The 22,030-nt window shown below is 52.8% G+C and carries 27 protein-coding genes; 12 read left to right on the top strand and 15 right to left on the bottom strand.

What is annotated here, in order from left to right:
* Positions 1-46: 46 nt before the first annotated feature.
* The 11 genes from gspD to HV350_RS02135 are packed head-to-tail and all read left to right on the top strand — an operon-like array spanning position 47 to position 9,966.
* Positions 47-1,999: a type II secretion system secretin GspD gene (gspD, locus tag HV350_RS02185; protein WP_225622916.1), complete on the top strand. Its 1,953-nt coding sequence runs from the start codon at positions 47-49 to the stop codon at positions 1,997-1,999.
* A 6-nt stretch (positions 2,000-2,005) separates the two neighbouring features.
* Complete coding sequence (gene gspE / locus HV350_RS02180) at positions 2,006-3,496, top strand: type II secretion system ATPase GspE (protein WP_181629712.1); 1,491 nt, start codon at positions 2,006-2,008, stop codon at positions 3,494-3,496.
* The gene (gspF, locus tag HV350_RS02175) at positions 3,493-4,704 is read left to right on the top strand and encodes a type II secretion system inner membrane protein GspF (RefSeq protein WP_181629710.1); all 1,212 of its coding nucleotides are present in this window, start codon (positions 3,493-3,495) and stop codon (positions 4,702-4,704) included. Before gspE ends, gspF begins: the two co-directional genes overlap by 4 nt.
* Positions 4,705-4,758: 54 nt before the next feature.
* Entirely contained in the window at positions 4,759-5,151 is a 393-nt protein-coding gene (gene gspG / locus HV350_RS02170) for a type II secretion system major pseudopilin GspG (protein WP_047358922.1), read from the top strand.
* Positions 5,152-5,156: 5 nt separating this feature from the next.
* Positions 5,157-5,648 (top strand): type II secretion system minor pseudopilin GspH, encoded by a 492-nt coding sequence (gene gspH / locus HV350_RS02165; protein WP_181629708.1) that lies wholly within the window; start codon positions 5,157-5,159, stop codon positions 5,646-5,648.
* A complete protein-coding gene (gspI, locus tag HV350_RS02160) occupies positions 5,645-6,031 on the top strand; it encodes a type II secretion system minor pseudopilin GspI (RefSeq protein ID WP_181629707.1) in 387 nt (128 codons plus the stop codon). The genes gspH and gspI overlap by 4 nt, the downstream gene beginning before the upstream one ends.
* On the top strand, positions 6,015-6,587 hold the full coding sequence (locus HV350_RS02155) for a type II secretion system protein GspJ (RefSeq protein ID WP_181629705.1): 573 nt from the start codon (positions 6,015-6,017) through the stop codon (positions 6,585-6,587). The genes gspI and HV350_RS02155 overlap by 17 nt, the downstream gene beginning before the upstream one ends.
* Positions 6,584-7,570: a type II secretion system minor pseudopilin GspK gene (gene gspK, locus HV350_RS02150; RefSeq protein ID WP_181629703.1), complete on the top strand. Its 987-nt coding sequence runs from the start codon at positions 6,584-6,586 to the stop codon at positions 7,568-7,570. The genes HV350_RS02155 and gspK overlap by 4 nt, the downstream gene beginning before the upstream one ends.
* A gap of 10 nt (positions 7,571-7,580) precedes the next feature.
* A complete protein-coding gene (gene gspL, locus HV350_RS02145; RefSeq protein ID WP_181629701.1) occupies positions 7,581-8,726 on the top strand; it encodes a type II secretion system protein GspL in 1,146 nt (381 codons plus the stop codon).
* Positions 8,723-9,190: a type II secretion system protein M gene (locus HV350_RS02140; RefSeq protein ID WP_046274617.1), complete on the top strand. Its 468-nt coding sequence runs from the start codon at positions 8,723-8,725 to the stop codon at positions 9,188-9,190. The genes gspL and HV350_RS02140 overlap by 4 nt, the downstream gene beginning before the upstream one ends.
* Positions 9,187-9,966 (top strand): A24 family peptidase, encoded by a 780-nt coding sequence (locus tag HV350_RS02135; protein ID WP_151222258.1) that lies wholly within the window; start codon positions 9,187-9,189, stop codon positions 9,964-9,966. The genes HV350_RS02140 and HV350_RS02135 overlap by 4 nt, the downstream gene beginning before the upstream one ends.
* A gap of 37 nt (positions 9,967-10,003) precedes the next feature.
* On the opposite strand, the gene bfr is transcribed toward HV350_RS02135, so the two are convergent.
* From bfr to fkpA, 11 genes are all read right to left on the bottom strand, one after another.
* Positions 10,004-10,477, bottom strand: a complete 474-nt coding sequence (gene bfr / locus HV350_RS02130; RefSeq protein ID WP_016154761.1) for a bacterioferritin — start codon at positions 10,475-10,477, stop codon at positions 10,004-10,006.
* A gap of 71 nt (positions 10,478-10,548) precedes the next feature.
* Positions 10,549-10,743, bottom strand: a complete 195-nt coding sequence (gene bfd, locus HV350_RS02125) for a bacterioferritin-associated ferredoxin (protein WP_003031111.1) — start codon at positions 10,741-10,743, stop codon at positions 10,549-10,551.
* A 185-nt stretch (positions 10,744-10,928) separates the two neighbouring features.
* Positions 10,929-12,113 carry an elongation factor Tu gene (gene tuf, locus HV350_RS02120; protein WP_003031109.1) on the bottom strand — a complete coding sequence of 395 codons (1,185 nt, stop codon included), beginning with the start codon at positions 12,111-12,113 and terminating at the stop codon, positions 10,929-10,931.
* A gap of 69 nt (positions 12,114-12,182) precedes the next feature.
* Positions 12,183-14,297 carry an elongation factor G gene (gene fusA, locus HV350_RS02115; RefSeq protein WP_016154762.1) on the bottom strand — a complete coding sequence of 705 codons (2,115 nt, stop codon included), beginning with the start codon at positions 14,295-14,297 and terminating at the stop codon, positions 12,183-12,185.
* Between the two features lie 96 nt (positions 14,298-14,393).
* On the bottom strand, positions 14,394-14,864 hold the full coding sequence (gene rpsG / locus HV350_RS02110) for a 30S ribosomal protein S7 (RefSeq protein WP_016154763.1): 471 nt from the start codon (positions 14,862-14,864) through the stop codon (positions 14,394-14,396).
* A gap of 95 nt (positions 14,865-14,959) precedes the next feature.
* Positions 14,960-15,334, bottom strand: a complete 375-nt coding sequence (gene rpsL / locus HV350_RS02105; RefSeq protein ID WP_003023654.1) for a 30S ribosomal protein S12 — start codon at positions 15,332-15,334, stop codon at positions 14,960-14,962.
* Between the two features lie 125 nt (positions 15,335-15,459).
* Entirely contained in the window at positions 15,460-15,747 is a 288-nt protein-coding gene (tusB, locus tag HV350_RS02100; RefSeq protein WP_016157620.1) for a sulfurtransferase complex subunit TusB, read from the bottom strand.
* A 7-nt stretch (positions 15,748-15,754) separates the two neighbouring features.
* Positions 15,755-16,114, bottom strand: coding sequence for a sulfurtransferase complex subunit TusC (gene tusC / locus HV350_RS02095; protein ID WP_047415984.1), 360 nt, complete (start codon positions 16,112-16,114; stop codon positions 15,755-15,757).
* A complete protein-coding gene (gene tusD, locus HV350_RS02090) occupies positions 16,114-16,500 on the bottom strand; it encodes a sulfurtransferase complex subunit TusD (protein WP_016154766.1) in 387 nt (128 codons plus the stop codon). The genes tusC and tusD overlap by 1 nt, the downstream gene beginning before the upstream one ends.
* Positions 16,500-17,222, bottom strand: coding sequence for a transcriptional regulator (locus tag HV350_RS02085; protein WP_003023643.1), 723 nt, complete (start codon positions 17,220-17,222; stop codon positions 16,500-16,502). Before HV350_RS02085 ends, tusD begins: the two co-directional genes overlap by 1 nt.
* 167 nt (positions 17,223-17,389) lie before the next feature.
* Positions 17,390-18,208: an FKBP-type peptidyl-prolyl cis-trans isomerase gene (gene fkpA / locus HV350_RS02080; RefSeq protein ID WP_181547198.1), complete on the bottom strand. Its 819-nt coding sequence runs from the start codon at positions 18,206-18,208 to the stop codon at positions 17,390-17,392.
* A gap of 233 nt (positions 18,209-18,441) precedes the next feature.
* On the opposite strand from fkpA, the gene HV350_RS02075 reads away from it, so the two are divergent.
* Complete coding sequence (locus HV350_RS02075) at positions 18,442-18,660, top strand: protein SlyX (protein ID WP_003023639.1); 219 nt, start codon at positions 18,442-18,444, stop codon at positions 18,658-18,660.
* Positions 18,661-18,710: 50 nt separating this feature from the next.
* On the opposite strand, the gene slyD is transcribed toward HV350_RS02075, so the two are convergent.
* The 4 genes from slyD to kefG form a co-directional block, all read right to left on the bottom strand.
* Positions 18,711-19,316: a peptidylprolyl isomerase gene (gene slyD / locus HV350_RS02070; protein WP_003023634.1), complete on the bottom strand. Its 606-nt coding sequence runs from the start codon at positions 19,314-19,316 to the stop codon at positions 18,711-18,713.
* Positions 19,317-19,410: 94 nt separating this feature from the next.
* Complete coding sequence (locus HV350_RS02065) at positions 19,411-19,611, bottom strand: YheV family putative zinc ribbon protein (RefSeq protein ID WP_016154768.1); 201 nt, start codon at positions 19,609-19,611, stop codon at positions 19,411-19,413.
* An 8-nt stretch (positions 19,612-19,619) separates the two neighbouring features.
* Positions 19,620-21,425, bottom strand: a complete 1,806-nt coding sequence (kefB, locus tag HV350_RS02060) for a glutathione-regulated potassium-efflux system protein KefB (RefSeq protein WP_016154769.1) — start codon at positions 21,423-21,425, stop codon at positions 19,620-19,622.
* Positions 21,425-21,976, bottom strand: a complete 552-nt coding sequence (kefG, locus tag HV350_RS02055; RefSeq protein ID WP_181630623.1) for a glutathione-regulated potassium-efflux system ancillary protein KefG — start codon at positions 21,974-21,976, stop codon at positions 21,425-21,427. The genes kefB and kefG overlap by 1 nt, the downstream gene beginning before the upstream one ends.
* Positions 21,977-22,030: the final 54 nt, after the last annotated feature.

Below are 22,030 nucleotides of genomic sequence, written 5' to 3'. Positions count from 1 at the left end.
AAGGACGACAAAATTGCGCAAAGGAATTAAAAAAACGGCTGCATGGATACTGGCGCTACAGTTTTGCTCCTTTCCATTTCAAACCATGTCAGCGCAATATTCGGCAAACTTCCAGGATGCGGATCTCCGGGAGTTTATTACCTCGGTCAGTAAGCAAATGGGCAAAACCATTCTGATCGATCCGTCCGTCCAGGGAAAAATCTCCGTTCGCAGCTTTGACAGTTTCAACGAGGAGGAATACTACCAGTTTTTTCTCAGCGTTCTCGATATCTACGGCTACTCGGTTATCACCCTGGATAACGGCCTGCTGAAGGTTGTTCGCTCCGCAACGCTTAAGACCGCGCCGGGAAAAGTATTGGCACAGTCGCAACCGGCGGTCGGCGATGAATTTATCACCCGCGTCGTGGCGTTGAAAAATGTCCCGGTACGCGATCTGGCTCCGCTATTACGCCAGATGATGGACAGCGGCGGCATCGGCAACGTCGTACACTATGATCCTTCTAATGCGCTGTTGATCACCGGTAAAGCCAATATAGTCAATCGCATCCTTGAGGTTGTGAAGCGGGTCGATGTTATCGGTACTCAGGAACGTGAGCTTATCAAACTGCGCTACGCCTCGGCAGTTGATTTATCTGACGTAATTAACAGCCTGATTCGCGAAGAGTCAAAGGAAAACCCAACGCAGATCCTGCTGCCTAAAATTGTCGCCGACAAGCGCACCAACGCCCTTCTTATCAGCGGGCCGGACAATGTGCGCCAGCGGATGAAATCTTTAATCGCTAAACTGGATATCGAACAGACCACGCAGGGCAATACTCGCGTGTTCTATTTGAAATACGCCAAAGCCACTAAAATCGTTGAAGTGCTGACCGGCGTGTCAACCAAACTGACGGAAGACAAGCAGTCGTCTTCGCAGAGCGTGGCTACCCCTTCCCGGGATGTCTCGATTAACGCCGATGAACAAACCAACTCGGTGGTCATTACCGCAGACCAGAGCACCATGCAGGAGCTGGAAAAAGTCATCGCTCGTCTGGATATTCGCCGCGCACAGGTACTGGTTGAAGCCATCATTGTGGAAGTCCAGGATGGCAACGGCCTGAATCTTGGCGTGCAATGGGCCAACAGCAACGTCGGCGGTCAGCAGTTTACTAAAACGGGGCTGCCGATTTTCGACGCCTCAAGAGGCGCGCGCCAGTTTGATAAAAACGGTTCGATGACCAGTGACAACCCTATTGCCAGCGCGTTAAGCAGTTTTAACGGCCTGGCGACGGGCTTCTTTGAGGGGGACTGGAGCGTCCTGCTCACCGCGATCTCCTCCGACAACAAAAACGATATTCTCGCCACCCCCAGCATTGTGACGCTGGATAACAAAGAAGCATCGTTTAATGTCGGCCAGGATGTGCCGGTGCTTTCCGGCTCGCAAACGACCTCCGGCGACAACGTCTTTAATACGGTCGAACGTAAAACCGTCGGCACCAAACTGAAGGTCACACCGCAAATCAACGAAGGCGACGCGGTGCTGATGGAGATCGAGCAGGAGGTGTCGAGCGTCGATACCGCCTCCGGTAACGCCAGCGATCTCGGTCCGACGTTCAACACCCGTACTATCCAGAATGCCGTGCTGGTCAAAAGTGGCGAAACCGTGGTGCTGGGTGGCCTGCTGGATGATTCAAGCAAAGAGCAGGTTTCCAAAGTACCGCTGCTGGGCGATATCCCTGTTCTCGGACAGCTATTCCGCTACACCTCAACGGAAAATGCGAAGCGTAATTTAATGGTCTTTATCAGGCCGACCATTATTCGCGACGACGAGGTTTATCGTTCGCTCTCAAAGGATAAGTACACCCGATTTCGTGATTTACAGCAGCAGCGTATTGATAAGCAATCCAGTGGATTGGTCGGCGTGAAGGACGAAGAACGCCCGATGCTTAAAGAGCTGAATTTCGATGTGCCGACCGACGCGCCCAACGACCAGCCATCGCGCAATCCCTTCCGGGAATGATCCAACATGACTGACTTATGGACGCGCATTCCTCCCCAGCATCCTCTGCCGCTTAATTACGCACAGGGGCAAAAATTTGGTATCGCGGTCGCGGTGGATGAATTGTTCTACCGCACCGACACGCCGCTGGAAAACGTGCTCGAGGCCAGCGTTGCCTGTCAGCGCTTCAGCCGCCTGACGCCAGCGCAATTTGACGACCACCTGGAGCAACTTTTCCAGCACGGCGCCGGAGAGTCCCGGCAGATTGCCCAGGATATCGATCAGGAGATCGACCTGACGGCGCTGAGCGAGGAGTTACCCGACAACGCCGATCTGCTCAGTGATGAAAACGACGCACCGGTTATCCGCCTGATCAACGCGGTTCTTCATGAAGCCGTGAGGGAAGGCGCGTCGGATGTGCATATCGAAACCTTCGAAAAATCGCTGGTGGTGCGTTTTCGTATCGATGGTGTCCTCAAGCCAGTCCTTCAGCCCGCTAAAAAACTGGCGCCGCTGCTGATTTCACGTATCAAAGTCATGGCGCGACTGGATATTGCCGAAAAACGACTGCCGCAGGATGGGCGTATTTCCCTGCGCCTCGGACGCAAAAATATTGATGTCCGCGTTTCGACGTTGCCCTCGCAGTATGGCGAAAGAGCCGTGCTGCGTCTGCTGGATAAAAACAGTCTGCGCCTGACGCTGGAGAATATGGGGCTATCGGCGGTGGATAGCCTGCGGCTGAAGGGTTTAGTACAGCAGCCGCACGGCATCATTCTCGTCACCGGCCCGACGGGGTCGGGAAAAAGCACCACGCTGTATGCAATTCTCGCCGAGCTGAATTCCCCCCAGCGTAATATCCTGACCGTCGAAGATCCCATCGAGTACGAGCTGGAAGGCGTCGGACAAACCCAGGTAAACAGCCGGGTGGATATGTCTTTCGCCAGGGGACTGCGCGCCATCCTGCGCCAGGATCCGGACATCGTCATGGTCGGCGAAATTCGTGACGCCGAAACCGCGCAGATAGCGGTTCAGGCATCGCTCACCGGACACCTGGTGCTTTCCACCCTGCACACTAACAGCGCTTGCGGTGCGATCACCCGATTACGAGATATGGGCGTTGAACCTTTCCTGCTCTCATCATCGCTAAGCGGCGTTATCGCCCAACGCCTGGTGCGTCGCCTCTGTCCGGCCTGCCGCGTGCATGCTCCCATTCCTGACTCTCAGAAATCCCTCCTGCACGCGCTCGATCCCACCGCTCAGACAATCTGGCAGGCTTGCGGATGCAGCGAATGTCGGGGAACAGGCTATCAGGGGCGACTGGCGATTCATGAAATTATGCTGGTGGATAAAACTATGCGCAGCATCATCCATCGCGACGCCGATGAACACGCGCTGGAACAGTGCCTGCGCCAGCAAAGCCGGAGCCTGCGGGAGAACGGCCTGCTGCGCGTGCTGGCGGGCGAGACCACGCTTGAGGAAGTCATGCGGGTCACCTCTGCGCAAGAGGATACGCAATGAAATATCAGTGGCAGGCAATGGATGACCGCGGCGCAACCCGCCGTGGAACGCTGGATGCCGCCAGCAGCAAAGAGGCGCGCGAGGCGCTACGCGCCCAGGGTCTGCACCCGCTGGTGTTAAATGAGAAAAAGGTCATTTCGCTGTTACGGACGGTAAAAAAAACGCCTCGTTTACGGCTTAGCGGCAGTGAACTGGCGCTGTTCACCCGCCAGCTCGCCACACTGGCCAACGCTTCACTACCGCTTGAAGAGGCGCTGTTCGTTATTGGCCGGCAGAACAAAAATAATAAACTGGGGCTGGTGCTACACGACCTGCGCGAACGGATCCTCGCCGGACATACGCTTTCCGAATCGCTGGCCGCCTGGCCGCGGATCTTCGATTCCGTTTACCGCACGCTGGTGAAAGCCGGCGAAAAAAGCGGACAGCTCGGCTGTGTGCTGGAACAGCTGGCTGACTACAATGAGTTACGACAGGCAACACGCAGTAAACTCATCCAGTCACTGATTTATCCTTCCCTGCTGACCAGCGTGGCGATCGCCGTCGTCGCTATCCTGCTCACCACCGTAGTGCCCAAAATCGTGGAGCAGTTTCTGCATATGAAAGAAGCGCTGCCGATATCCACGCGCGTGTTGCTGGCAATCAGTGGTGCCATGCGCCACTACGGATTGTGGGTAATCGCATTGCTGCTGATTGTCTTTTTCCTGTTTCGCCACTGGCTCACCCGCCCCGGCAAACGCCATCTGCTTGACCGCTGGCTTCTTGATTTCAAACTCAGTCGCGCCCTGCTGCGCGCTATCCACTGCGCCCGTTATTTGCGCACCCTGAGCATTCTTAATATCAGCGGCGTTCCGCTGCTGGAAGGGATGACGCTGGCAACCGAAGGCATCGGTAACCGAGAAATTAGTCAGCGGCTGGGTCAGGCTGCGGAGCGCGTGCGCCAGGGTTCAGGCTTTCATCTCGCCCTGGAAAAATGCGATCTCTTCCCGCCGATGATGCTCTACATGATTGCCTCCGGGGAAAAAAGCGGCCAACTCAGCGAGCTAATGGCGCGCGCCGCCGACCAGCAGGAAACACTGCTACAAAACCGAATTGCGCTGACGCTGGCGCTGTTTGAACCCGCGCTGATTATTACGATGGCGATGATTGTGCTGTTCATCATCATCTCGGTTCTGCAACCCATTTTGCAACTCAACTCATTGGTAAGTTAAGGATAAAACGTGAATAGTGATGCACATAAGCAGCGAGGATTTACGCTGCTGGAGATGATGGTGGTGCTGGTTATTTTGGGCATCCTCGCAAGCCTGGTCGTCCCCAGCTTAATGGGCAATAAAGACAAAGCCGATCACCAGAAAGCCGTCAGCGACATCGTGGCGCTGGAGAATGCGCTGGATATGTACAAACTGGATAACTATCGCTATCCGCTGACGGCACAGGGGTTAAAGGCGCTGGTCGAAAAACCGACCGCCAGCCCAATCCCGGAAAATTACAACGCGAAGGGCTATATCAAGCGTCTGCCACAGGATCCCTGGGGTAATGAGTATCTGCTGGTTAGCCCTGGTGAACACGGCGATTACGATATTCTCTCCGCAGGTCAGGACGGTGAACCCGGCACCGCTGACGACATTACTAACTGGGAACTGGGTAAAGCGAAATAATCGGAATGAGGCAGAAGGGATTCACGCTACTGGAAGTCATTCTGGTGCTGACGATTATCGCGCTTGGTGCCTCGCTGGTGATGATGACCTACGGGCGACAAAATGATACCGCGAAAGCTATTACTGCAGCCGAACAGCTGGCGGCACTGACTGAATATGCCGCTGACTGGTCAACCATGGAGGACCGCAGTACCGGTATTGAGATCCGCGAACAAGGCTGGCGCATCGTCACACCGATTGGCAATCGCTGGCAGACGCCAACCCAGTTCTATCGCCTGGCGACCGAGGGCAAGTGGGAAAGTGACTGGCAGGTGGCTCTGTTCCCGGCGTCGCTCGCCAGGCAATCCGTCGGCACGCCGCAAATTCTGATTCACCCGGACGGTGAAATTACGCCGTTTACGCTACACATCCGCAGCCGTAAAAATAATACGCTGCTGTTCACGCTCGCCAGCACCGGCGGGCTGCCGCTGGTGCTCACCCGAGGCGAAAGCCGATGAGCCAAAGGCAATCAGGAATGACGCTTCTGGAAGTGCTGCTGGCGATCTTCATTTTCGCCACCTGCTCCCTCGCGCTACTCAACAGCCGGCACGGTCAGGTTAGCGCCACTGCAAAAATGGAAGAACAGGTGCTTGCCGGTTGGGTAGCGGATAATACGCTCAAAACCTATCAACTGGCCGGGCAGAGCCTCGCTAAAACCGCCACAGGCAGCAGCATAATGGGTAAACGCCGCTGGGACTGGTCGTTGACAGTCTCACCCGCCGATGCTTCCGGCCTCAGCACCTGGACAGCAGACGTCGCTCTTGAGGACAAACAGCAGATCCGCCTGCAGCGCTTTATCCCCTCGCCGCAAGGAGGACCGCAAAATGTCTCCCCGCCCTGAGAAACAGCGCGGCTTTACCCTGCTGGAAGTTTTACTGGCTATTGCCCTGTTCGCCACGCTCAGCCTGCTGACGGCGCAGATGCTGACGACGACAATTGACAGTAACGAGCAGACCAAAAAGCATCAGCAGCGTTTTTCCGCTATCGTGCGTACCGTCAATTTGCTGGATAAAGATATCCGACAGCGGGTGCCGGTAACCCAATTGCAGGGCGAAAAAGAGACGCTGATGCTGACGACAGCCAGCAGTAACAGTTATCCTGGCGCCTGCTGCGCGCCCGATATCCAGCGAGTTCAGTGGTATCTGCAGGATCATACTTTATACCGCACGCTCTGGCGCTACCCGGAAGATGCAACCCCGGCCATCACTCAGCCGATGCTCAATGGTGTGAACGCCTTCACGTTGCGTTATTACAACAGTAAAGAGAAAGCGTGGACGGACACGGCGACAATCCCATCTCCTGGCGCGATGGAAGTCACTCTTAAACTTGCTGATTCCGGCACGATAACTCGTCTGACGCTGTTGCCAGAGAACCGCCAGCCAGGAGAACAGCAATGACCCAACAAAAGGGCGTGGCGCTGCTGGTAGTGCTGATGATCCTGGCAATTATGGCGGCGCTGGCCAGCGAAATGACCGTGCGCTACCAGATCAACCTCAAACGCACCAGCTACACCCGGATGCGGCTACAGCAAAACTGGCTGGCAGAGCTGGCTGAAAGCCAGGCCATGCGTATTCTTGAACAGGACCTGCGGGATAATGAGAAATACCTCACTCACGAGCAGCTCTGGGCGCAGCCGCAGCGTATTCAGCTCGCCAGCGGCGACGCTGTTAGCTGGCAGCTATCTGACGAGCAGGCCTGTTACAACATTAATGCGCTGATTAACGCCCCGACCGATCGAATGAAAGAGCCGCCCGCCAGCGTGAGCGTCTTTCTGGCACTGCTGGAAAACGTTGGCGTCACCAATGCCCAAGCTGAGGCGTTGGTTGATGCTATCGCCGACTACATCGATAACGACGATATCCCACGCGCCTCCGGTGCCGAAAATGAGTATTACCAGACAAGTAACGACCCCCACACCATTGGCGGACGACGTATCTGGTCAATCAGTGAGCTCAAACAAATCAAAGGGATGACGCTTTCTCTTTACCAGCAAATCTCCCCGCTACTCTGCGCGCTGCCTGATGATGAGCTAAAAATCAACATCAACACCCTGACGCGCCGGGATGCACCGTTGCTTGCGGCGATGCTCAGTAATGCTGTCACGCCACGCGAGATTGAACGCTTTTTTGATACCCCGCGCAAAGGACGCAAAATCAGCATTGAGACGCTGTTAAAGACATTCGATAAGGATAATCCAGCTCATAAGCTGTCGCAGACCACATTCAAAAGCATTGCGGTGGCGACCAGTCGTTACTTCCGCCTTGAAACGACTATCGAACAGGGCGATAGCGCCGGGAGCACCGTCAGCCAGCTGGAATACGATCCCAAAAGAAAGGCTCTGTTTATTACAGCCCGCAAAAGCGTGGCGCGCGACCATTAAAGGGAACTAAATGACGCCAGACACATTACTGCTACGTCCGCTGCCGGGAAAACTGGAATGGTGCGCCCCCATAGGGACACAGCCTCCGGTTATTGTTGAACAGGCGGATTACCTCCAGCCAAACGCGCTGGCCGACCTGCCGGATGCCGGTAACGCCTGCCTTTTCCTGTCGCCTGATTATTTCTGTTTTCGCCGCGTCGAATTACCGACGGAAAACTACAAAATCAGTGAACAAACGCTGGGCTGGCTGGTGGAGGACGCCGTTGTCGGTGATACAGATAGCCTGCACTGGACGGTTCTCGCCAGAGAAGAAAACACGCTCCATCTCGCCGGGATCGCCAGGACCACGCTGAACGATCTATTGACGACTTTCCACACAGCTGGCGTGACGTTGACGTATATCGTTCCGGATGGTTTCTGGCTGCCGTATGTCACGGATAGCTGGAGTCTGCTAAAACAAGATGAGCGATGGTTAATCCGTTACGACACGTGGAAAACAGGCGTGCTGAGTGAGGCACTGCTCATGCATTTACTCGCCAGCCATACAGAGCAGAAAATCATCAGCGCCAGCCCGCTTCCTGTGCCTCACGCTTATGTCGAATACCTTGACTGGCAGCCACCGCTGGCGTGCGCCTGCAATAGCGATAATATTCAGGACATTAACGTATTACACGGCAGCTTCCGCCCTTTGCCTCCGACACAACCGACCCCGCGTCTGCTGAAATATGCCGCCATAGCAACATTTGCCCTGGCAATAGCGCTCTTCTCAGGGCTGAAAGGGGTGATGCTCTGGCAGCTTCATCAACAGAAACAGGCACTCTCAGCGGAAGGTGCCACCCTGTGGAACCGCTATTTCCCAGGTGATAACCGCAACAGCAATTTTAAATATTTCTTCGAATCGTCCGCGAGGGATCGCTATCCGGATGTGCTGACGTTACTGACTCAGCTTCAGACCCGATTAAGCACATTGCCGGGGCTTACCATCCGCGAGGTCAACTACCGGCTCGAACAACGCCTTTTTACCCTGACGCTCAACGTTCGCGATCCGGAACATCTTCACCGCTTTATGGTGCAGACAAACGACGAATTTATCCTGACTCAACCGCCAGAAGGGACGACAGATAGCGTCCGGCTGACCCTGAAGGAGCGCAAATGAATATGAATAGCTGGTGGAGCGAAAAAAACGGCAGAGAGCAACGCAGTCTGATATTCCTCGCCGTTTTCTGTCTGCTGGCGGGATTCTGGTACGGCGTGGTTCAGCCCCTGGATAACGCTATTGCACAGCAGAGGCAGGAAAATGATCGTCTCAGGAGTGAGATCCTGTGGGTAAATGAGGCGATTCAGCGTCGCGGATTAGTTGCCAGTAGACCGGGCACAAAGACCGATCCGGCACTGATACAACATAGCGCGCAGCAGGCAGGTCTGAATATCAGCGTTGTGACATCCACTCCCGATCATTTTGCGATCTCGCTTCCCGTTGTCAAAACCGAACCATTATTTGCGTGGCTTAATACCCTACAAAATGAGGGAATACAGGTTTCGCAACTCACGTTTAGCGCCCGCCCGGTCGCCGGGGAGATTGCGGTGGAAGCCCTTGAACTCTATCCGGTGGGGAAATGACGGAACTCATTAACATTGCGGCAATGGCATTTGTCGGGCTGATAGTCGGCAGCTTTATGAATGTAGTGGTTTATCGACTGCCGATCATGATTGAGCATCGGCACAGCGAAACATGGAATATCGCCTGGCCTCCGTCGCACTGTCCGCACTGCCAGCACAGGCTATCGGTGCGTAACACTATTCCACTATTCAGTTGGCTGTGGCAGCGGGGGCGTTGCCAGGCCTGCGCTAAGCCAATTTCATGGCGTTACCCACTGACTGAACTGGCGTGTTCTTGTGTTTTTGCGCTTAGCGCCGCGTTTGTCCCTTCAATGTCAGATGCGATTGCCATCATGACGCTGTTCTGGTTTATTTTCGCGCTGGCGCAAATTGATCTCCGGACGTACCTGCTGCCGGATGTGCTGACGCAGCCGATGCTCTGGCTCGGTCTGATGTATCACAGCGTTTACGACAGAGAGATGTTATCCGACGCGCTGTACGGCGCTGTCGCTGGCTATCTGACGCTATGGCTGGTCTGGTGGGGATGCAAAATACTCGCGGGAAAAGAGGGCATCGGCCTGGGTGACGCTAAGCTACTGGCGGCGATGGGTGCCTGGTGTGGATGGCCAGCGCTACCGCCCATTTTACTCGCTGCATCATTGCTGGGCATTGTCTGGTGGCTGATCCTACGCCTTACCCGAAGGACGTCGATACCGCTTATCGCGTTCGGTCCGTGGCTTGGACTGGCAGGCTGGTTGATTTTCAGCGCGCAAAGCTCAGGTGTTATCGGGTACTGAAAGGAGCGGCAGGCCTGCCGCTCTGCAAAGTTTGCGTCTACGCTTCGCGAATCTGTGCCTGAAGATAGTTCTGGAGTCCCATCTTCTGGAGCAGATCCAGTTCCGTTTCCAGCCAGTCAATGTGACCTTCTTCATCAGCAAGGATTTCGATCATCATATCCCGGCTAACGTAGTCATGGACGCTGTCGGCATAGGCAATGGCTTCACGTAAATCTTTAGCTCCATCGAGTTCGAGTCGAAGATCGGATTGCAGCATCTCTTCAACATCTTCGCCTATACCCAACTTACCAAGATCCTGTAAGTTTGGGAGCCCTTCTAAGAATAAAATACGCTCGATATATTTATCAGCGTGTTTCATCTCATCGATAGATTCATGGTACTCAACATCATTGAGGCGAGTCAGTCCCCAGTTTTTGAACATACGAGCATGGAGAAAATACTGGTTGATTGCGACAAGCTCATTTCCCAATAGTTTATTGAGATAATTTATGATTTTAACATCACCTTTCATTTTATAGTCCCTCCGCTTCCACTCTTAGAGCGTAGATGGGGCTACAGGGATGTCAAAAAAAAGAGTGTGACTTAGGCGATCTCTTTAAATTCTGGCATTTGCGTTAATTCATCCTGCATGACTTCGCGGGCAGCACGAATGCACTTACCACATTGATTTCCAACAGGAATAAATTTACGCAATTGCTGAAAGGACTGAGGATGAAACTGGCGAACAGCCTGACGTATTTTTTTATCACTTATCGCATTACACAAACAAACGTACATGATCGCTCCCGTTCAATTTCTGCGCAAAGTGTAAATGAGAATAGTTATGATTACAATAGCACAACGCTATTTACGCAGCGGGAGAATGAATGAAAAATGCGAATAAATATGACAACTGCTAAATCGCGGACAGCAAAAAGGGCGCCGAAGCGCCCTTTTTAAGCTCAAAGCTAATTAATCAATAATTAGCTCATTACTTTAGCAACAACGCCCGCACCAACAGTACGGCCGCCTTCACGGATTGCGAAACGCAGACCGTCGTCCATCGCGATTGGGTGGATCAGGGTAACAACCATTTTGATGTTGTCGCCCGGCATTACCATCTCAACGCCTTCCGGCAGTTCGATGGTACCAGTCACGTCAGTAGTACGGAAGTAGAACTGCGGACGGTAGCCTTTGAAGAACGGAGTATGACGGCCGCCTTCGTCTTTGGACAGAATGTACACTTCAGATTCGAACTTGGTGTGCGGCTTGATAGAGCCCGGCTTAGCCAGTACCTGACCACGTTCGATTTCTTCACGTTTGATACCACGCAGCAGAACACCAACGTTCTCACCAGCACGGCCTTCGTCCAGCAGTTTGCGGAACATTTCAACGCCAGTACAGGTAGACTTAGCAGTCTCTTTGATACCAACGATTTCAACTTCTTCACCAACTTTGATGATACCGCGCTCTACACGACCGGTAACAACGGTACCACGACCGGAGATGGAGAATACGTCTTCGATAGGCAGCAGGAACGGCTTGTCAATCGCACGCTCTGGTTCTGGGATGTAAGAATCCAGGAAGCCAGCCAGTTCGATGATTTTCGCTTCCCACTCTGCTTCGCCTTCCAGCGCTTTCAGAGCAGAACCACGAACGATTGGAGTGTCGTCGCCCGGGAAATCGTACTGAGACAGAAGTTCACGAACTTCCATTTCTACCAGTTCCAGCAGCTCTTCGTCATCAACCATGTCGCATTTGTTCAGGAACACGATGATGTACGGAACGCCTACCTGACGACCCAGCAGGATGTGCTCACGAGTCTGCGGCATCGGGCCGTCAGTCGCAGCAACAACCAGGATCGCGCCGTCCATCTGCGCAGCACCGGTGATCATGTTTTTAACATAGTCGGCGTGGCCCGGGCAGTCTACGTGTGCGTAGTGGCGAGTCGGGGTGTCATATTCAACGTGAGAAGTGTTGATGGTGATACCACGAGCTTTTTCTTCCGGCGCGTTATCGATCTGGTCGAATGCACGAGCAGCACCGCCGTAGGTTTTAGCCAGTACGGTGGTGATTGCAGCGGTCAGGGTAGTTTTACCGTGGTCAACGTGGCCGATGGTGCCGACGTTAACGTGCGGTTTTGTACGTTCAAATTTTTCTTTAGACACGGCTATATTCCTTACTATAGTGCTCACCCCTGGGGAGAGAGCACGGGACTTAGGTTTTAATCCTGTGGTTTATTTACCACGGGCTTCAATAACGGCCTGAGCAACGTTGTTCGGCGCATCGTCGTACTTCAGGAACTCCATGGAGTAAGAAGCACGGCCTTTGGTCAGAGAACGCAGCTGGGTTGCATATCCGAACATTTCGGACAGCGGAACTTCAGCATGGATAACAACGCCAGTGACGTTGGATTCCTGACCACGAAGCATACCACGACGGCGGCTCAAGTCACCGATTACGTCACCGGTGTTCTCTTCCGGAGTCTCTACTTCAACCTTCATGATAGGCTCAAGCAGAACTGGTTTCGCTTTCTTAAAGCCATCTTTGAAGGCGATAGAAGCGGCCAGTTTAAACGCCAGCTCAGAGGAGTCAACGTCATGGTAAGAACCGAAGTGCAGACGCACGCCCAGATCAACAACCGGGTAACCAGCCAGCGGGCCAGATTTCAGCTGTTCCTGGATGCCTTTATCAACGGCCGGGATGTATTCGCCAGGAATTACACCACCTTTGATGTCGTTGATGAACTCGTAGCCTTTCGGGTTTGAACCCGGCTCCAGCGGGTACATGTCGATAACAACATGACCGTACTGACCGCGACCACCAGACTGCTTAGCGTGTTTACCTTCGATATCGGTAACTTTCGCGCGAATCGCTTCACGGTAAGCAACCTGAGGTTTACCGACGTTCGCTTCAACGTTGAATTCACGCTTCATACGGTCAACGATGATGTCGAGGTGCAGCTCACCCATACCGGCGATAATGGTCTGGTTAGATTCTTCGTCAGTCCAAACGCGGAATGACGGGTCTTCTTTAGCCAGACGGCCCAGAGCCAGACCCATTTTTTCCTGGTCAGCTTTGGTTTTCGGTTCTACCGCGATGGAGATTACCGGCTCAGGGAATTCCATACGCTCCAGAATGATCGGGTGATCCGGGTCACACAGAGTGTCACCAGTGGTCACGTCTTTCAGACCGATAGCAGCAGCGATATCGCCCGCGCGAACTTCTTTGATCTCTTCACGTTTGTTAGCGTGCATCTGTACGATACGGCCAAAACGCTCGCGTGCAGTTTTCACTGAGTTCAGGATGGTGTCACCGGAGTTAACCACACCAGAGTACACACGGAAGAAGGTCAGGTTACCCACGAACGGGTCGGTAGCGATTTTGAATGCCAGAGCAGCAAACGGCTCTTCATCGCTAGCATGACGCTCAGCCGGAGTATCTTTACCGTCGTCCAGAATACCGTTGATCGCAGGTACGTCGACTGGGGATGGCAGGTAATCAATTACCGCATCCAGCATCGCCTGAACACCTTTGTTCTTGAACGCAGAACCACAGGTTACCAGGATGATTTCGTTGTTCAGAACGCGCTGACGCAGAGCTTTTTTGATCTCTTCTTCAGTCAGTTCTTCACCACCCAGGTATTTCTCCATCAGCTCTTCTGAAGCTTCCGCAGCGGACTCGATCAGGTTCTGGTGCCATTCTTCAGCCAGTTCCTGCATGTCAGCCGGGATATCTTCATAAGTGAAGGTTACGCCTGCATCTTCTTCGTTCCAGTTGATGGCTTTCATTTTCACCAGGTCAACAACACCGGTGAACGCTTCTTCAGCGCCAATCGCCAACTGCAGCGGAACAGGGTTCGCGCCCAGACGGGTTTTGATCTGACCAACAACTTTCAGGAAGTTCGCACCCATACGGTCCATTTTGTTAACGAACGCAATGCGTGGAACTTTATATTTGTTTGCCTGACGCCATACGGTTTCAGACTGAGGCTGAACACCACCAACTGCGCAGTAAACCATTACTGCACCATCAAGCACACGCATGGAACGTTCTACTTCGATAGTGAAGTCAACGTGCCCCGGGGTGTCGATGATGTTTACGCGATGCGGTTCATACTGCTTAGCCATACCAGACCAGAATGCAGTAGTCGCTGCGGAGGTGATAGTAATACCACGCTCCTGCTCCTGTTCCATCCAGTCCATGGTGGCTGCGCCGTCATGAACTTCACCGATTTTATGGTTTACACCGGTGTAGAACAGAATACGTTCGGTAGTAGTGGTTTTACCGGCGTCGATGTGCGCACTGATACCGATGTTACGGTAGCGCGCGATGGGTGTTGTACGAGCCATTTGATTCCTCGTTTATCTTTTAGGCGTTCAATTTAAGTAGCCCAAAGCGGGCTGCTTACTAGAAGCGCCCGCCTGGTGACTAAAACTCCGAAGGGATTACCAACGGTAGTGTGCGAACGCCTTGTTGGCTTCTGCCATACGGTGAACGTCTTCACGTTTCTTAACTGCAGTACCTTTGTTTTCTGCAGCATCAGAAAGTTCGTTCGCCAGGCGCAGAGCCATGGATTTATCACCGCGTTTACGAGCAGCTTCAACGATCCAACGCATTGCCAGGGCATTACGGCGAACCGGACGGACTTCAACTGGAACCTGATAAGTAGAACCACCAACGCGGCGAGACTTAACTTCGACAGTCGGACGCACGTTTTCAAGGGCTACTTCAAAAGCTTCCAGGCCATCTTTACCAGAACGCTGAGCCAGGGTCTCCAGCGCGCTGTATACGATGGTTTCTGCAGTAGATTTTTTACCATCTACCATCAGGATATTTACAAATTTAGCCAGCAGCTCTGATCCGAACTTAGGATCCGGCAGAATTTTACGCTGACCAATGACGCGACGACGTGGCATGGGAATACTCCGTTGTTAATTCAGGATTGTCCAAAACTCTACGAGTTTAGTTTGACATTAATATAAAACGTTTGGCCTTACTTAACGGAGAACCATTAAGCCTTAGGACGTTTCACGCCATACTTGGAGCGTGATTGCTTACGGTCTTTAACGCCGGAGCAGTCAAGCGCACCGCGAACGGTGTGGTAACGAACACCCGGGAGGTCTTTTACACGACCGCCACGGATCAGGATCACGGAGTGCTCCTGCAGGTTGTGACCTTCACCACCGATGTAGGAAGTCACTTCAAAACCGTTAGTCAAACGCACACGGCATACTTTACGCAGTGCGGAGTTTGGTTTTTTAGGAGTGGTAGTATATACACGAGTACATACGCCACGTTTCTGCGGGCATGCTTCCAGTGCAGGCACGTTGCTCTTTGCAACTTTGCGTGCGCGTGGTTTGCGTACCAGCTGGTTAACTGTTGCCATTAAATAGCTCCTGGTTGTAGCTTTCGCTTCGTAAACACGTAATAAAACGACCTCATACAATATGAGGACGCAGAATTTTAGGTCGGTGTCGAAAAGGTGTCAAGAAATATACAACGATCCCACAATTACCAGGACATCTGGCTGGGATGCTTCACCGTAAGTCTGACGAAGTCAGTATAGCTAACCCTGACGACACTGTCTGAAATTTGACCACCTAAGCCGCGAGCTTTAATGTCTTCTTCCAGTACATAGACCTTAATGGAGGCATTTTGCAGACTTTCAAGGAAACGGCTCCCTTCTATTGCCGCGGTCACGCCATCCTGAAGCAATAAAAGTTCATCGTCTTTATCAATCAGGCGAAGAAGAGAGGAGAAATCGGTAAGCCACGCGGAGCGATGTAATGTGTGCAGCATGAGTATCTCAAAACCTTAAAATGACGTCATAGTTGCCTAGCTCACGGCGTAAATCTTCCGGTTCTAACGCTGTCGCATCGACCACAAAATTACCCCCCTGCTGGAGGCCCCGCTCACGTAATGAGGCGGCACAAAGCCAACATTGATCGATATCGTACAACCCTAACAGCTTGAAGGTTGCGATATAGTCGCGAGCCAACACGACATCCGGTTGTTGTCCCTGGAGGATTTGAAAAACGCCATCGCCGATAAAGAATACGCCGAGGTCTTCCGTTAATGCCGATGTCGCCAGTAAGGCATCTAACCCTTCGCGGCCAGACGAACTGCCATGCGGCACGGTAGAAAAGACAAAAGCAACACGTTTCATTAAAACTGCACCACGCGATCGCAGGTCAGGGATGCCTCAGCCAGCGAACCCAGCCCGCTGAGGTTAAAACCTGATTGTAAATTAGCCCCTGCCAGTCCCAGTCGCTTCGCTTCTGTTTCATCAACGACGCCGCGACGCAACGCCGCAGCTACGCAGATATTCAGCGTCACGCCATGCTGCTGGTTCAGCTGTTGCCAGGCCCGCACCAGATCATATTCATCACTGGCAGGTGAAGTCAGGAAGTTGGCGTTATACACACCTTCACGATAGAAAAAGACGCTGCAGAGCTCATGCCCTTCTTTGAGTAACGCATGAGCAAATTGCAACGCGCTGCTCGCCTGCTGCGTGCCATAAGCTGGCCCCGTCACCATAATGGCAAAACGCATTACTTGTCTTGCCCCTGGAAATCGCCGCTTTTGAACTGACGAATATAGAGGTAAACCGTGTGCTTGGAGATGTTCAGCCGATCGGCGACCTGGTTAATGGCATCTTTAATATCGAAGATACCTTTCTCATACAGATTCAGGACAATCTGGCGATTCTTGGCATTGTTGGAAACATTACGATCGGCATTCACTTCTTCAATCGTGAATTCCAACGTTTGGGTAACCAGGTCTTCCACCGAAGAAGCGAAGTTAACGGCAGAACCCACTTCCGGGGTTTCCGGTGGGATAAAGGTATTCATTATCTGCGAGAATGGAACATCAAGGTTCATGTTAATGCACAGCAGACCAATCACGCGATGCTCACGGTTGCGAATGGCAATCGTCACCGACTTCATCAAGACACCGCTTTTCGCACGTGTGAAGTAACACTTCGACACGCTGCTATCCGCACCCGTCATATCATGCAGCATACGCAACGCAAGGTCAGTAATCGGCGAGCCAATTTTGCGGCCCGTGTGTTCACCGTTAGCAATGCGAATGGCCGAGCATTTCAAATCCTGCAAAGAGTGCAATACGATTTCACAATGGGAACCAATGAGCATCGCCAACCCGTCCACAACCGCTTCGTAGGATTTGAGGATATCGAAATCGGTTTGATCGAAAGGACGTTGATCCAGTAAATCTAGCTCACTGGTTTCGTTGGTTAAAAGCGACCTGGACATGAAAAAAAGCACTCCTTTTCAGGAGCCTGTCGTTATGTTGTCAGGGCAGGCTCATCACTATTATAGGGGCATCTAAAGTAATACAGCGCACAAGGCGCTTTCCAGTATTAATTATATCCTGTCGATAATAAAAAACCGCCGCCCTGTGGGCGGCGGTATCTGGTTACTTACTTTTTGCTGCTGTCCGCAGCTTTAGCTGCCGGTGCAGCATCTGGCTGCGCATCGGCTTTCGGTGCCGGTTTGATGTCTAACAGTTCAACATCAAAGACCAGCGTAGAGTTAGCCGGAATGCCCGGTACGCCGGTTTTGCCGTAAGCCAGATCCGGCGGGATAACCAGCTGGATTTTGCCGCCTTTCTTGATGTTTTTCAGGCCTTCGGTCCAGCCAGGGATCACACCGTCAAGACGGAAAGAGAGCGGCTCACCGCGGGTATAAGAGTTATCAAACTCTTTACCATCAATCAGTGTACCTTTGTAGTTGACTACCACGGTATCGCTATCTTTCGGTGCAGCGCCGGTACCTTCTTTCTCTACTTTATAGACCAGGCCAGTAGAAGAGGTTTTAACGCCCTTCTCTTTAGCAAATTTCTCGCGGTAAACTTTACCTTTGGCTTCATTGTCAGCCGCGTCTTTTTCCATTTTCGCCTGAGCGGAGCTCTTCACGCGTGCTTCAAACGCCTGCAGAGTTTGTTCGATTTCCTGGTCAGACAGTTTGCTCTTGTCTGCAAACGCATCCTGAACGCCAGCGATCAGCTGATCTTTATCCAGTTTGATGCCCAGTTTTTCCTGCTCTTTCAGAGAGTTTTCCATATAACGACCCAGGGACGCGCCCAGCGCGTAAGCGGCTTTTTGGTCGTCATTCTTGAATGCTGCTTTGCTGTCAGCAGTAGCGGCTGGTTTCGCAGCGTCAGCAGCGAAGGTGATCGGGGCATACAGAGCAACAGCCATTGTGGTCGCCAGCAGCGTTACTTTAAACAGTGATTTCATCCATATCTCCAGGGCCGGGGCATCTCACCCCAAGGTTAGCTAACATAAAAATGTACTATAAAGCGTTGCAGAACAAATCAACATACGGGCACGCCCTATTATCACCACTTTTCAGACTCTTTTTGTTTAAATTAGTTTCGTGACCGAAGATTGAGTGCTGTGCAAACAGGCAAAGTTAAGTAGAATTCGCCGCAGTCCGCGATCTGCCGGAGAAAAAAAGAAAGAGGTGAATCATGCAGGATACAACAATGGAAACTCGCCTGGCTGAACTGGAAAGTCGCCTGGCATTTCAGGAGATAACCATTGAAGAGCTCAACGTGACGGTGACCGCGCATGAACTGGAAATGGCAAAACTCCGCGACCATCTGCGTTTATTGACGGAGAAGCTCAAGGCAACGCAGCCGTCCCACATCGCGTCGCAGTCTGAAGAGACCCCGCCGCCACATTATTGAGACATAAAAAAAGCGGGATATTCCCGCTTTTTTTTTATGCCGTATAACGATTAGTGGCAACCGCAACCGCCGCCGTTACCTTTACCGCCACCGCCGCAGCAGCCTTCACCACCGTGCTCGTGACCATGGTCGTGACCGTGACCACCGCAGCAACCGTCATGACCGTGGTCATGATCGTGGTCGTGACCGTGCGCACCGTGAACGTGGCCGTGAGCCAGCTCTTCTTCGGTCGCTTCGCGGATAGCGACAACTTCTACGTTGAATTTCAGATTCTGGCCAGCCAGCATGTGGTTACCGTCAACCACAACGTGGTCGTCTTCCACTTCGGTAATTTCTACCGGTACTGGACCCTGGTCAGTTTCAGCCAGGAAACGCATGCCAACCTGCAGTTCGTCAACGCCCATGAAGACGTCTTTAGGAACGCGCTGCACCAGGTTTTCGTCGTACTGACCGTATGCGTCGTTTGCGCCAACAGCAACATCGAATTTGTCGCCAACTTCATGACCGTCCAGCGCTGTTTCCAGGCCAGAAATCAGGGAACCGTGACCATGCAGGTAGTCCAGCGGTGCACTCACCGGAGACTCATCAACCAACACACCGTCTTCTGTACGTACCTGATAGGCCAGGCTGACCACCAGGTCCTTTGCTACTTTCATGATATCTCCTGAGCATGGAAAGAATAGTGGCGCAGATTGTAGCGGAATTCTGCACCCGTGTACCCTCTAGCTTAAAAAAAGCTGCGCCATATCGCTAGTCCGGATGAAAAATCCCGATCACTTGCTCTTCTTTGCGAACGTGCTCGCGCGCCTCTTTATCCGCTTCCCGCATCTGATGACCGCACTTAACACACTCAACAATATCGATATTATTTTCGCGCCACATCGCCAGCGTATCCTGCGCCTGGCAGGACGGACATTTTGCGCCTGCGATAAAACGTTTACGAATTGCCATGGTTACCTCTACTCAAATTCATCCCAGCCATCCAGCTGACGTCGCTCTTGCTGCATCTCTCGTTGGAAAATCTCCTCAAGCTCGCGCCGGGCTTCCCTGGCTCGGGAGATTTGTACCGTATCCGTGTGCATGGGGATCAGTTCCCGCAACATGCGCATATCCAGCCGCCGAAAATGCAGCTGAGCGCGCTGAGCCTGGTGCGGATGCATCCCTAGCGTAACCAGCGTTTTTCGCCCTAACTCCAGCGCACTGGAAAATGTTTCGCGGGAAAACTGCGTCACACCAGCCTGTAATAACTCATGCGCCTCTACACGTCCGCGCGCACGCGCAAGAATATGCAAATGCGGAAAATACTGTTGGCACAGCTCCACCAGCTTCATAGTGTCTTCAGGTTCATTACAGGTAATAACAATAGACTGTGCGGCTTCTGCACCCGCTGAACGCAACAGATCCACCTGCGTGGCATCACCGTAATAGACCTTATAGCCATATTTGCGCATTAGATTCACTGCGCTGATATCTCTTTCCAGGACGGTAATACGCATTTTATTGGCCATCAACAGACGACCAATAACCTGACCAAAGCGCCCAAAACCCACCACAATCACCTGCGGTTTATCATCTTCCACCCAAGGTTTTTCATCTTCTTCATCCGTACCGTTAAACTGGCGAGAGAGCCATTTATCAATCAACTTCATCACCAGCGGCGTGGTCATCATCGACAGCGTGACGGTCACCAACAACAGCGCCATTTGGTCACCCTGAAACAGCCGTTGAGAAGAGGCCGTTGAAAACAGCACGAAAGCGAATTCACCGCCCTGACTTAAAACCCCGGCAAACTGCATCCGTTCTGAGCTTCTCATGCCGTTAAGACGCGCCAGTACATACAGCACCAGCATTTTTACGACCACCAGCACCATCACGCTCGCCGCCACCCACAAAATATGGGTATAGAGCACGCCAAGGTTAAGCGACATACCTACGGAGATAAAAAACAGGCCAAGCAACAGGCCTTTAAACGGATCGATTGCCGTTTCCAGCTCATGTCGGTATTCGCTTTCCGCCAGCAGAACGCCCGCGATAAAGGTTCCCAGCGCCATCGACAAACCCAGCGCATCCATAAATAAAGCAGAACCCAGCACTAATAGCAGCGTGGCGGCGGTGAACACTTCCCGCACGCCAGAATCCGCAATAAAACGGAAAACCGGACGCAGCAAATAGCGCCCGCCAATCAGCATGCCGGCAAAGGCCAGCACCTTCATCCCCACTTTGATCCAGTCAAAATGTTCGTCAGCAGACCCCGCCAGCAACGGAACCAGCGCCAATGCGGGGATCACCGCCAGATCCTGAAATAGCAGCACCGAAAAGCCCAGTTGTCCGGATTCACTGCGATTCATGCCTTTTTCGCGCATCAACTGTAGCGCCATAGCGGTCGATGACATCGCCAGACCAATGCCGCCAACCACTGCCGCCTGCCAGGAGAACGCTGTAAGCATCAGTAGCCCTGCCAGCACGACCGCGCTTAGCATCACCTGCGCGGCACCGACGCCAAAAATTGAACGCCGCAATTGCCACAGTTTGGCTGGATTAAGTTCCAGCCCAATGATGAACATCAGAAAAACTACGCCCAGTTCGGAAAAGTGTAAGATTTCATCCACATCGCTGATGAACCCTAATCCCCATGGGCCAATAGCAATCCCCGCCAGCAAGTAACCCAGCACCGGACCGATACCCAGCTTTGAGGCCAGCGGAACGGCAGCCACCGCCGCGAAGAGGAACAACACGCCGGCTGTCAATAAATCAGAACCTTCCATCAGCGGCCTCCCACAGGGATCGGATTCGCCAGCCAGTCACCATACGCTTTCGCATGGCTGTCCAGCTCCTGTTTCGTTTGCCGTCTGGCCCAGTAGACAATGATAGGGCTCATCCAGTGCATGCGGCACATACCGGCCGTTAGCTCAAAAGGGCGCAGTACATCGCTCATTGGATAACGGTTTAGCGCGTCATAGCGGTAGGCGCTTTCCGGCTCGCCGGTAGTGATAACGCTCCGCCAGTACTTTCCCGCCAGTTGATTCCCCCCGGGGCCGCTGGCAAATCCTCGGCTCAGTACACGGTCAAGCCACTCCTTTAACAACGCCGGGCAGCTATAGGTGTAGAGCGGATGCTGAAAAACAATCACATCATGCTCGCGCAGCAGCGCCTGCTCATGCGGAATGTCGATAAAAAAGTCAGGATAGTGCGCGTACAGGTCGTGCACGGTAATATTGCTGAGCTGCATGGCCGGTTTAAGCAGTACCCGGTTCGCGACCGAGTCCTGAGATTCCGGATGGGCATACAGCAGCAAGACTTTCGCTGGCTGGAACATCATCCCCCTCCCGGTTTTGTCTTTTGTCTATTTTCGACGTTTTGGGCTACCATT

The sequence above is a fragment of the Citrobacter sp. RHBSTW-01013 genome (genome assembly GCF_013781985.1).
Lineage (GTDB): Bacteria > Pseudomonadota > Gammaproteobacteria > Enterobacterales > Enterobacteriaceae > Citrobacter > Citrobacter braakii.
This window is presented reverse-complemented; position numbering and strand designations above follow the sequence as displayed.

What these genes read in the sequence shown, in the direction of transcription:
- gspF (WP_181629710.1), top strand. Translation starts at nt 3,493, where the DNA reads ATGAAATATCAGTGGCAGGCAATGGATGACCGCGGCGCAACCCGCCGT.
- gspI (WP_181629707.1), top strand. Translation starts at nt 5,645, where the DNA reads ATGAGCCAAAGGCAATCAGGAATGACGCTTCTGGAAGTGCTGCTGGCG.
- fusA (WP_016154762.1), bottom strand. Translation starts at nt 14,297, where the DNA reads ATGGCTCGTACAACACCCATCGCGCGCTACCGTAACATCGGTATCAGT.
- gspE (WP_181629712.1), top strand. Translation starts at nt 2,006, where the DNA reads ATGACTGACTTATGGACGCGCATTCCTCCCCAGCATCCTCTGCCGCTT.
- gspG (WP_047358922.1), top strand. Translation starts at nt 4,759, where the DNA reads ATGATGGTGGTGCTGGTTATTTTGGGCATCCTCGCAAGCCTGGTCGTC.
- tusB (WP_016157620.1), bottom strand. Translation starts at nt 15,747, where the DNA reads ATGCTGCACACATTACATCGCTCCGCGTGGCTTACCGATTTCTCCTCT.
- kefG (WP_181630623.1), bottom strand. Translation starts at nt 21,976, where the DNA reads ATGTTCCAGCCAGCGAAAGTCTTGCTGCTGTATGCCCATCCGGAATCT.
- rpsG (WP_016154763.1), bottom strand. Translation starts at nt 14,864, where the DNA reads ATGCCACGTCGTCGCGTCATTGGTCAGCGTAAAATTCTGCCGGATCCT.
- HV350_RS02075 (WP_003023639.1), top strand. Translation starts at nt 18,442, where the DNA reads ATGCAGGATACAACAATGGAAACTCGCCTGGCTGAACTGGAAAGTCGC.
- gspL (WP_181629701.1), top strand. Translation starts at nt 7,581, where the DNA reads ATGACGCCAGACACATTACTGCTACGTCCGCTGCCGGGAAAACTGGAA.
- kefB (WP_016154769.1), bottom strand. Translation starts at nt 21,425, where the DNA reads ATGGAAGGTTCTGATTTATTGACAGCCGGCGTGTTGTTCCTCTTCGCG.
- tusC (WP_047415984.1), bottom strand. Translation starts at nt 16,114, where the DNA reads ATGAAACGTGTTGCTTTTGTCTTTTCTACCGTGCCGCATGGCAGTTCG.
- gspK (WP_181629703.1), top strand. Translation starts at nt 6,584, where the DNA reads ATGACCCAACAAAAGGGCGTGGCGCTGCTGGTAGTGCTGATGATCCTG.
- fkpA (WP_181547198.1), bottom strand. Translation starts at nt 18,208, where the DNA reads ATGAAATCACTGTTTAAAGTAACGCTGCTGGCGACCACAATGGCTGTT.
- HV350_RS02135 (WP_151222258.1), top strand. Translation starts at nt 9,187, where the DNA reads ATGACGGAACTCATTAACATTGCGGCAATGGCATTTGTCGGGCTGATA.
- HV350_RS02085 (WP_003023643.1), bottom strand. Translation starts at nt 17,222, where the DNA reads ATGTCCAGGTCGCTTTTAACCAACGAAACCAGTGAGCTAGATTTACTG.
- HV350_RS02065 (WP_016154768.1), bottom strand. Translation starts at nt 19,611, where the DNA reads ATGGCAATTCGTAAACGTTTTATCGCAGGCGCAAAATGTCCGTCCTGC.
- bfr (WP_016154761.1), bottom strand. Translation starts at nt 10,477, where the DNA reads ATGAAAGGTGATGTTAAAATCATAAATTATCTCAATAAACTATTGGGA.
- slyD (WP_003023634.1), bottom strand. Translation starts at nt 19,316, where the DNA reads ATGAAAGTAGCAAAGGACCTGGTGGTCAGCCTGGCCTATCAGGTACGT.
- HV350_RS02155 (WP_181629705.1), top strand. Translation starts at nt 6,015, where the DNA reads ATGTCTCCCCGCCCTGAGAAACAGCGCGGCTTTACCCTGCTGGAAGTT.
- rpsL (WP_003023654.1), bottom strand. Translation starts at nt 15,334, where the DNA reads ATGGCAACAGTTAACCAGCTGGTACGCAAACCACGCGCACGCAAAGTT.
- bfd (WP_003031111.1), bottom strand. Translation starts at nt 10,743, where the DNA reads ATGTACGTTTGTTTGTGTAATGCGATAAGTGATAAAAAAATACGTCAG.
- tusD (WP_016154766.1), bottom strand. Translation starts at nt 16,500, where the DNA reads ATGCGTTTTGCCATTATGGTGACGGGGCCAGCTTATGGCACGCAGCAG.
- gspH (WP_181629708.1), top strand. Translation starts at nt 5,157, where the DNA reads ATGAGGCAGAAGGGATTCACGCTACTGGAAGTCATTCTGGTGCTGACG.
- HV350_RS02140 (WP_046274617.1), top strand. Translation starts at nt 8,723, where the DNA reads ATGAATATGAATAGCTGGTGGAGCGAAAAAAACGGCAGAGAGCAACGC.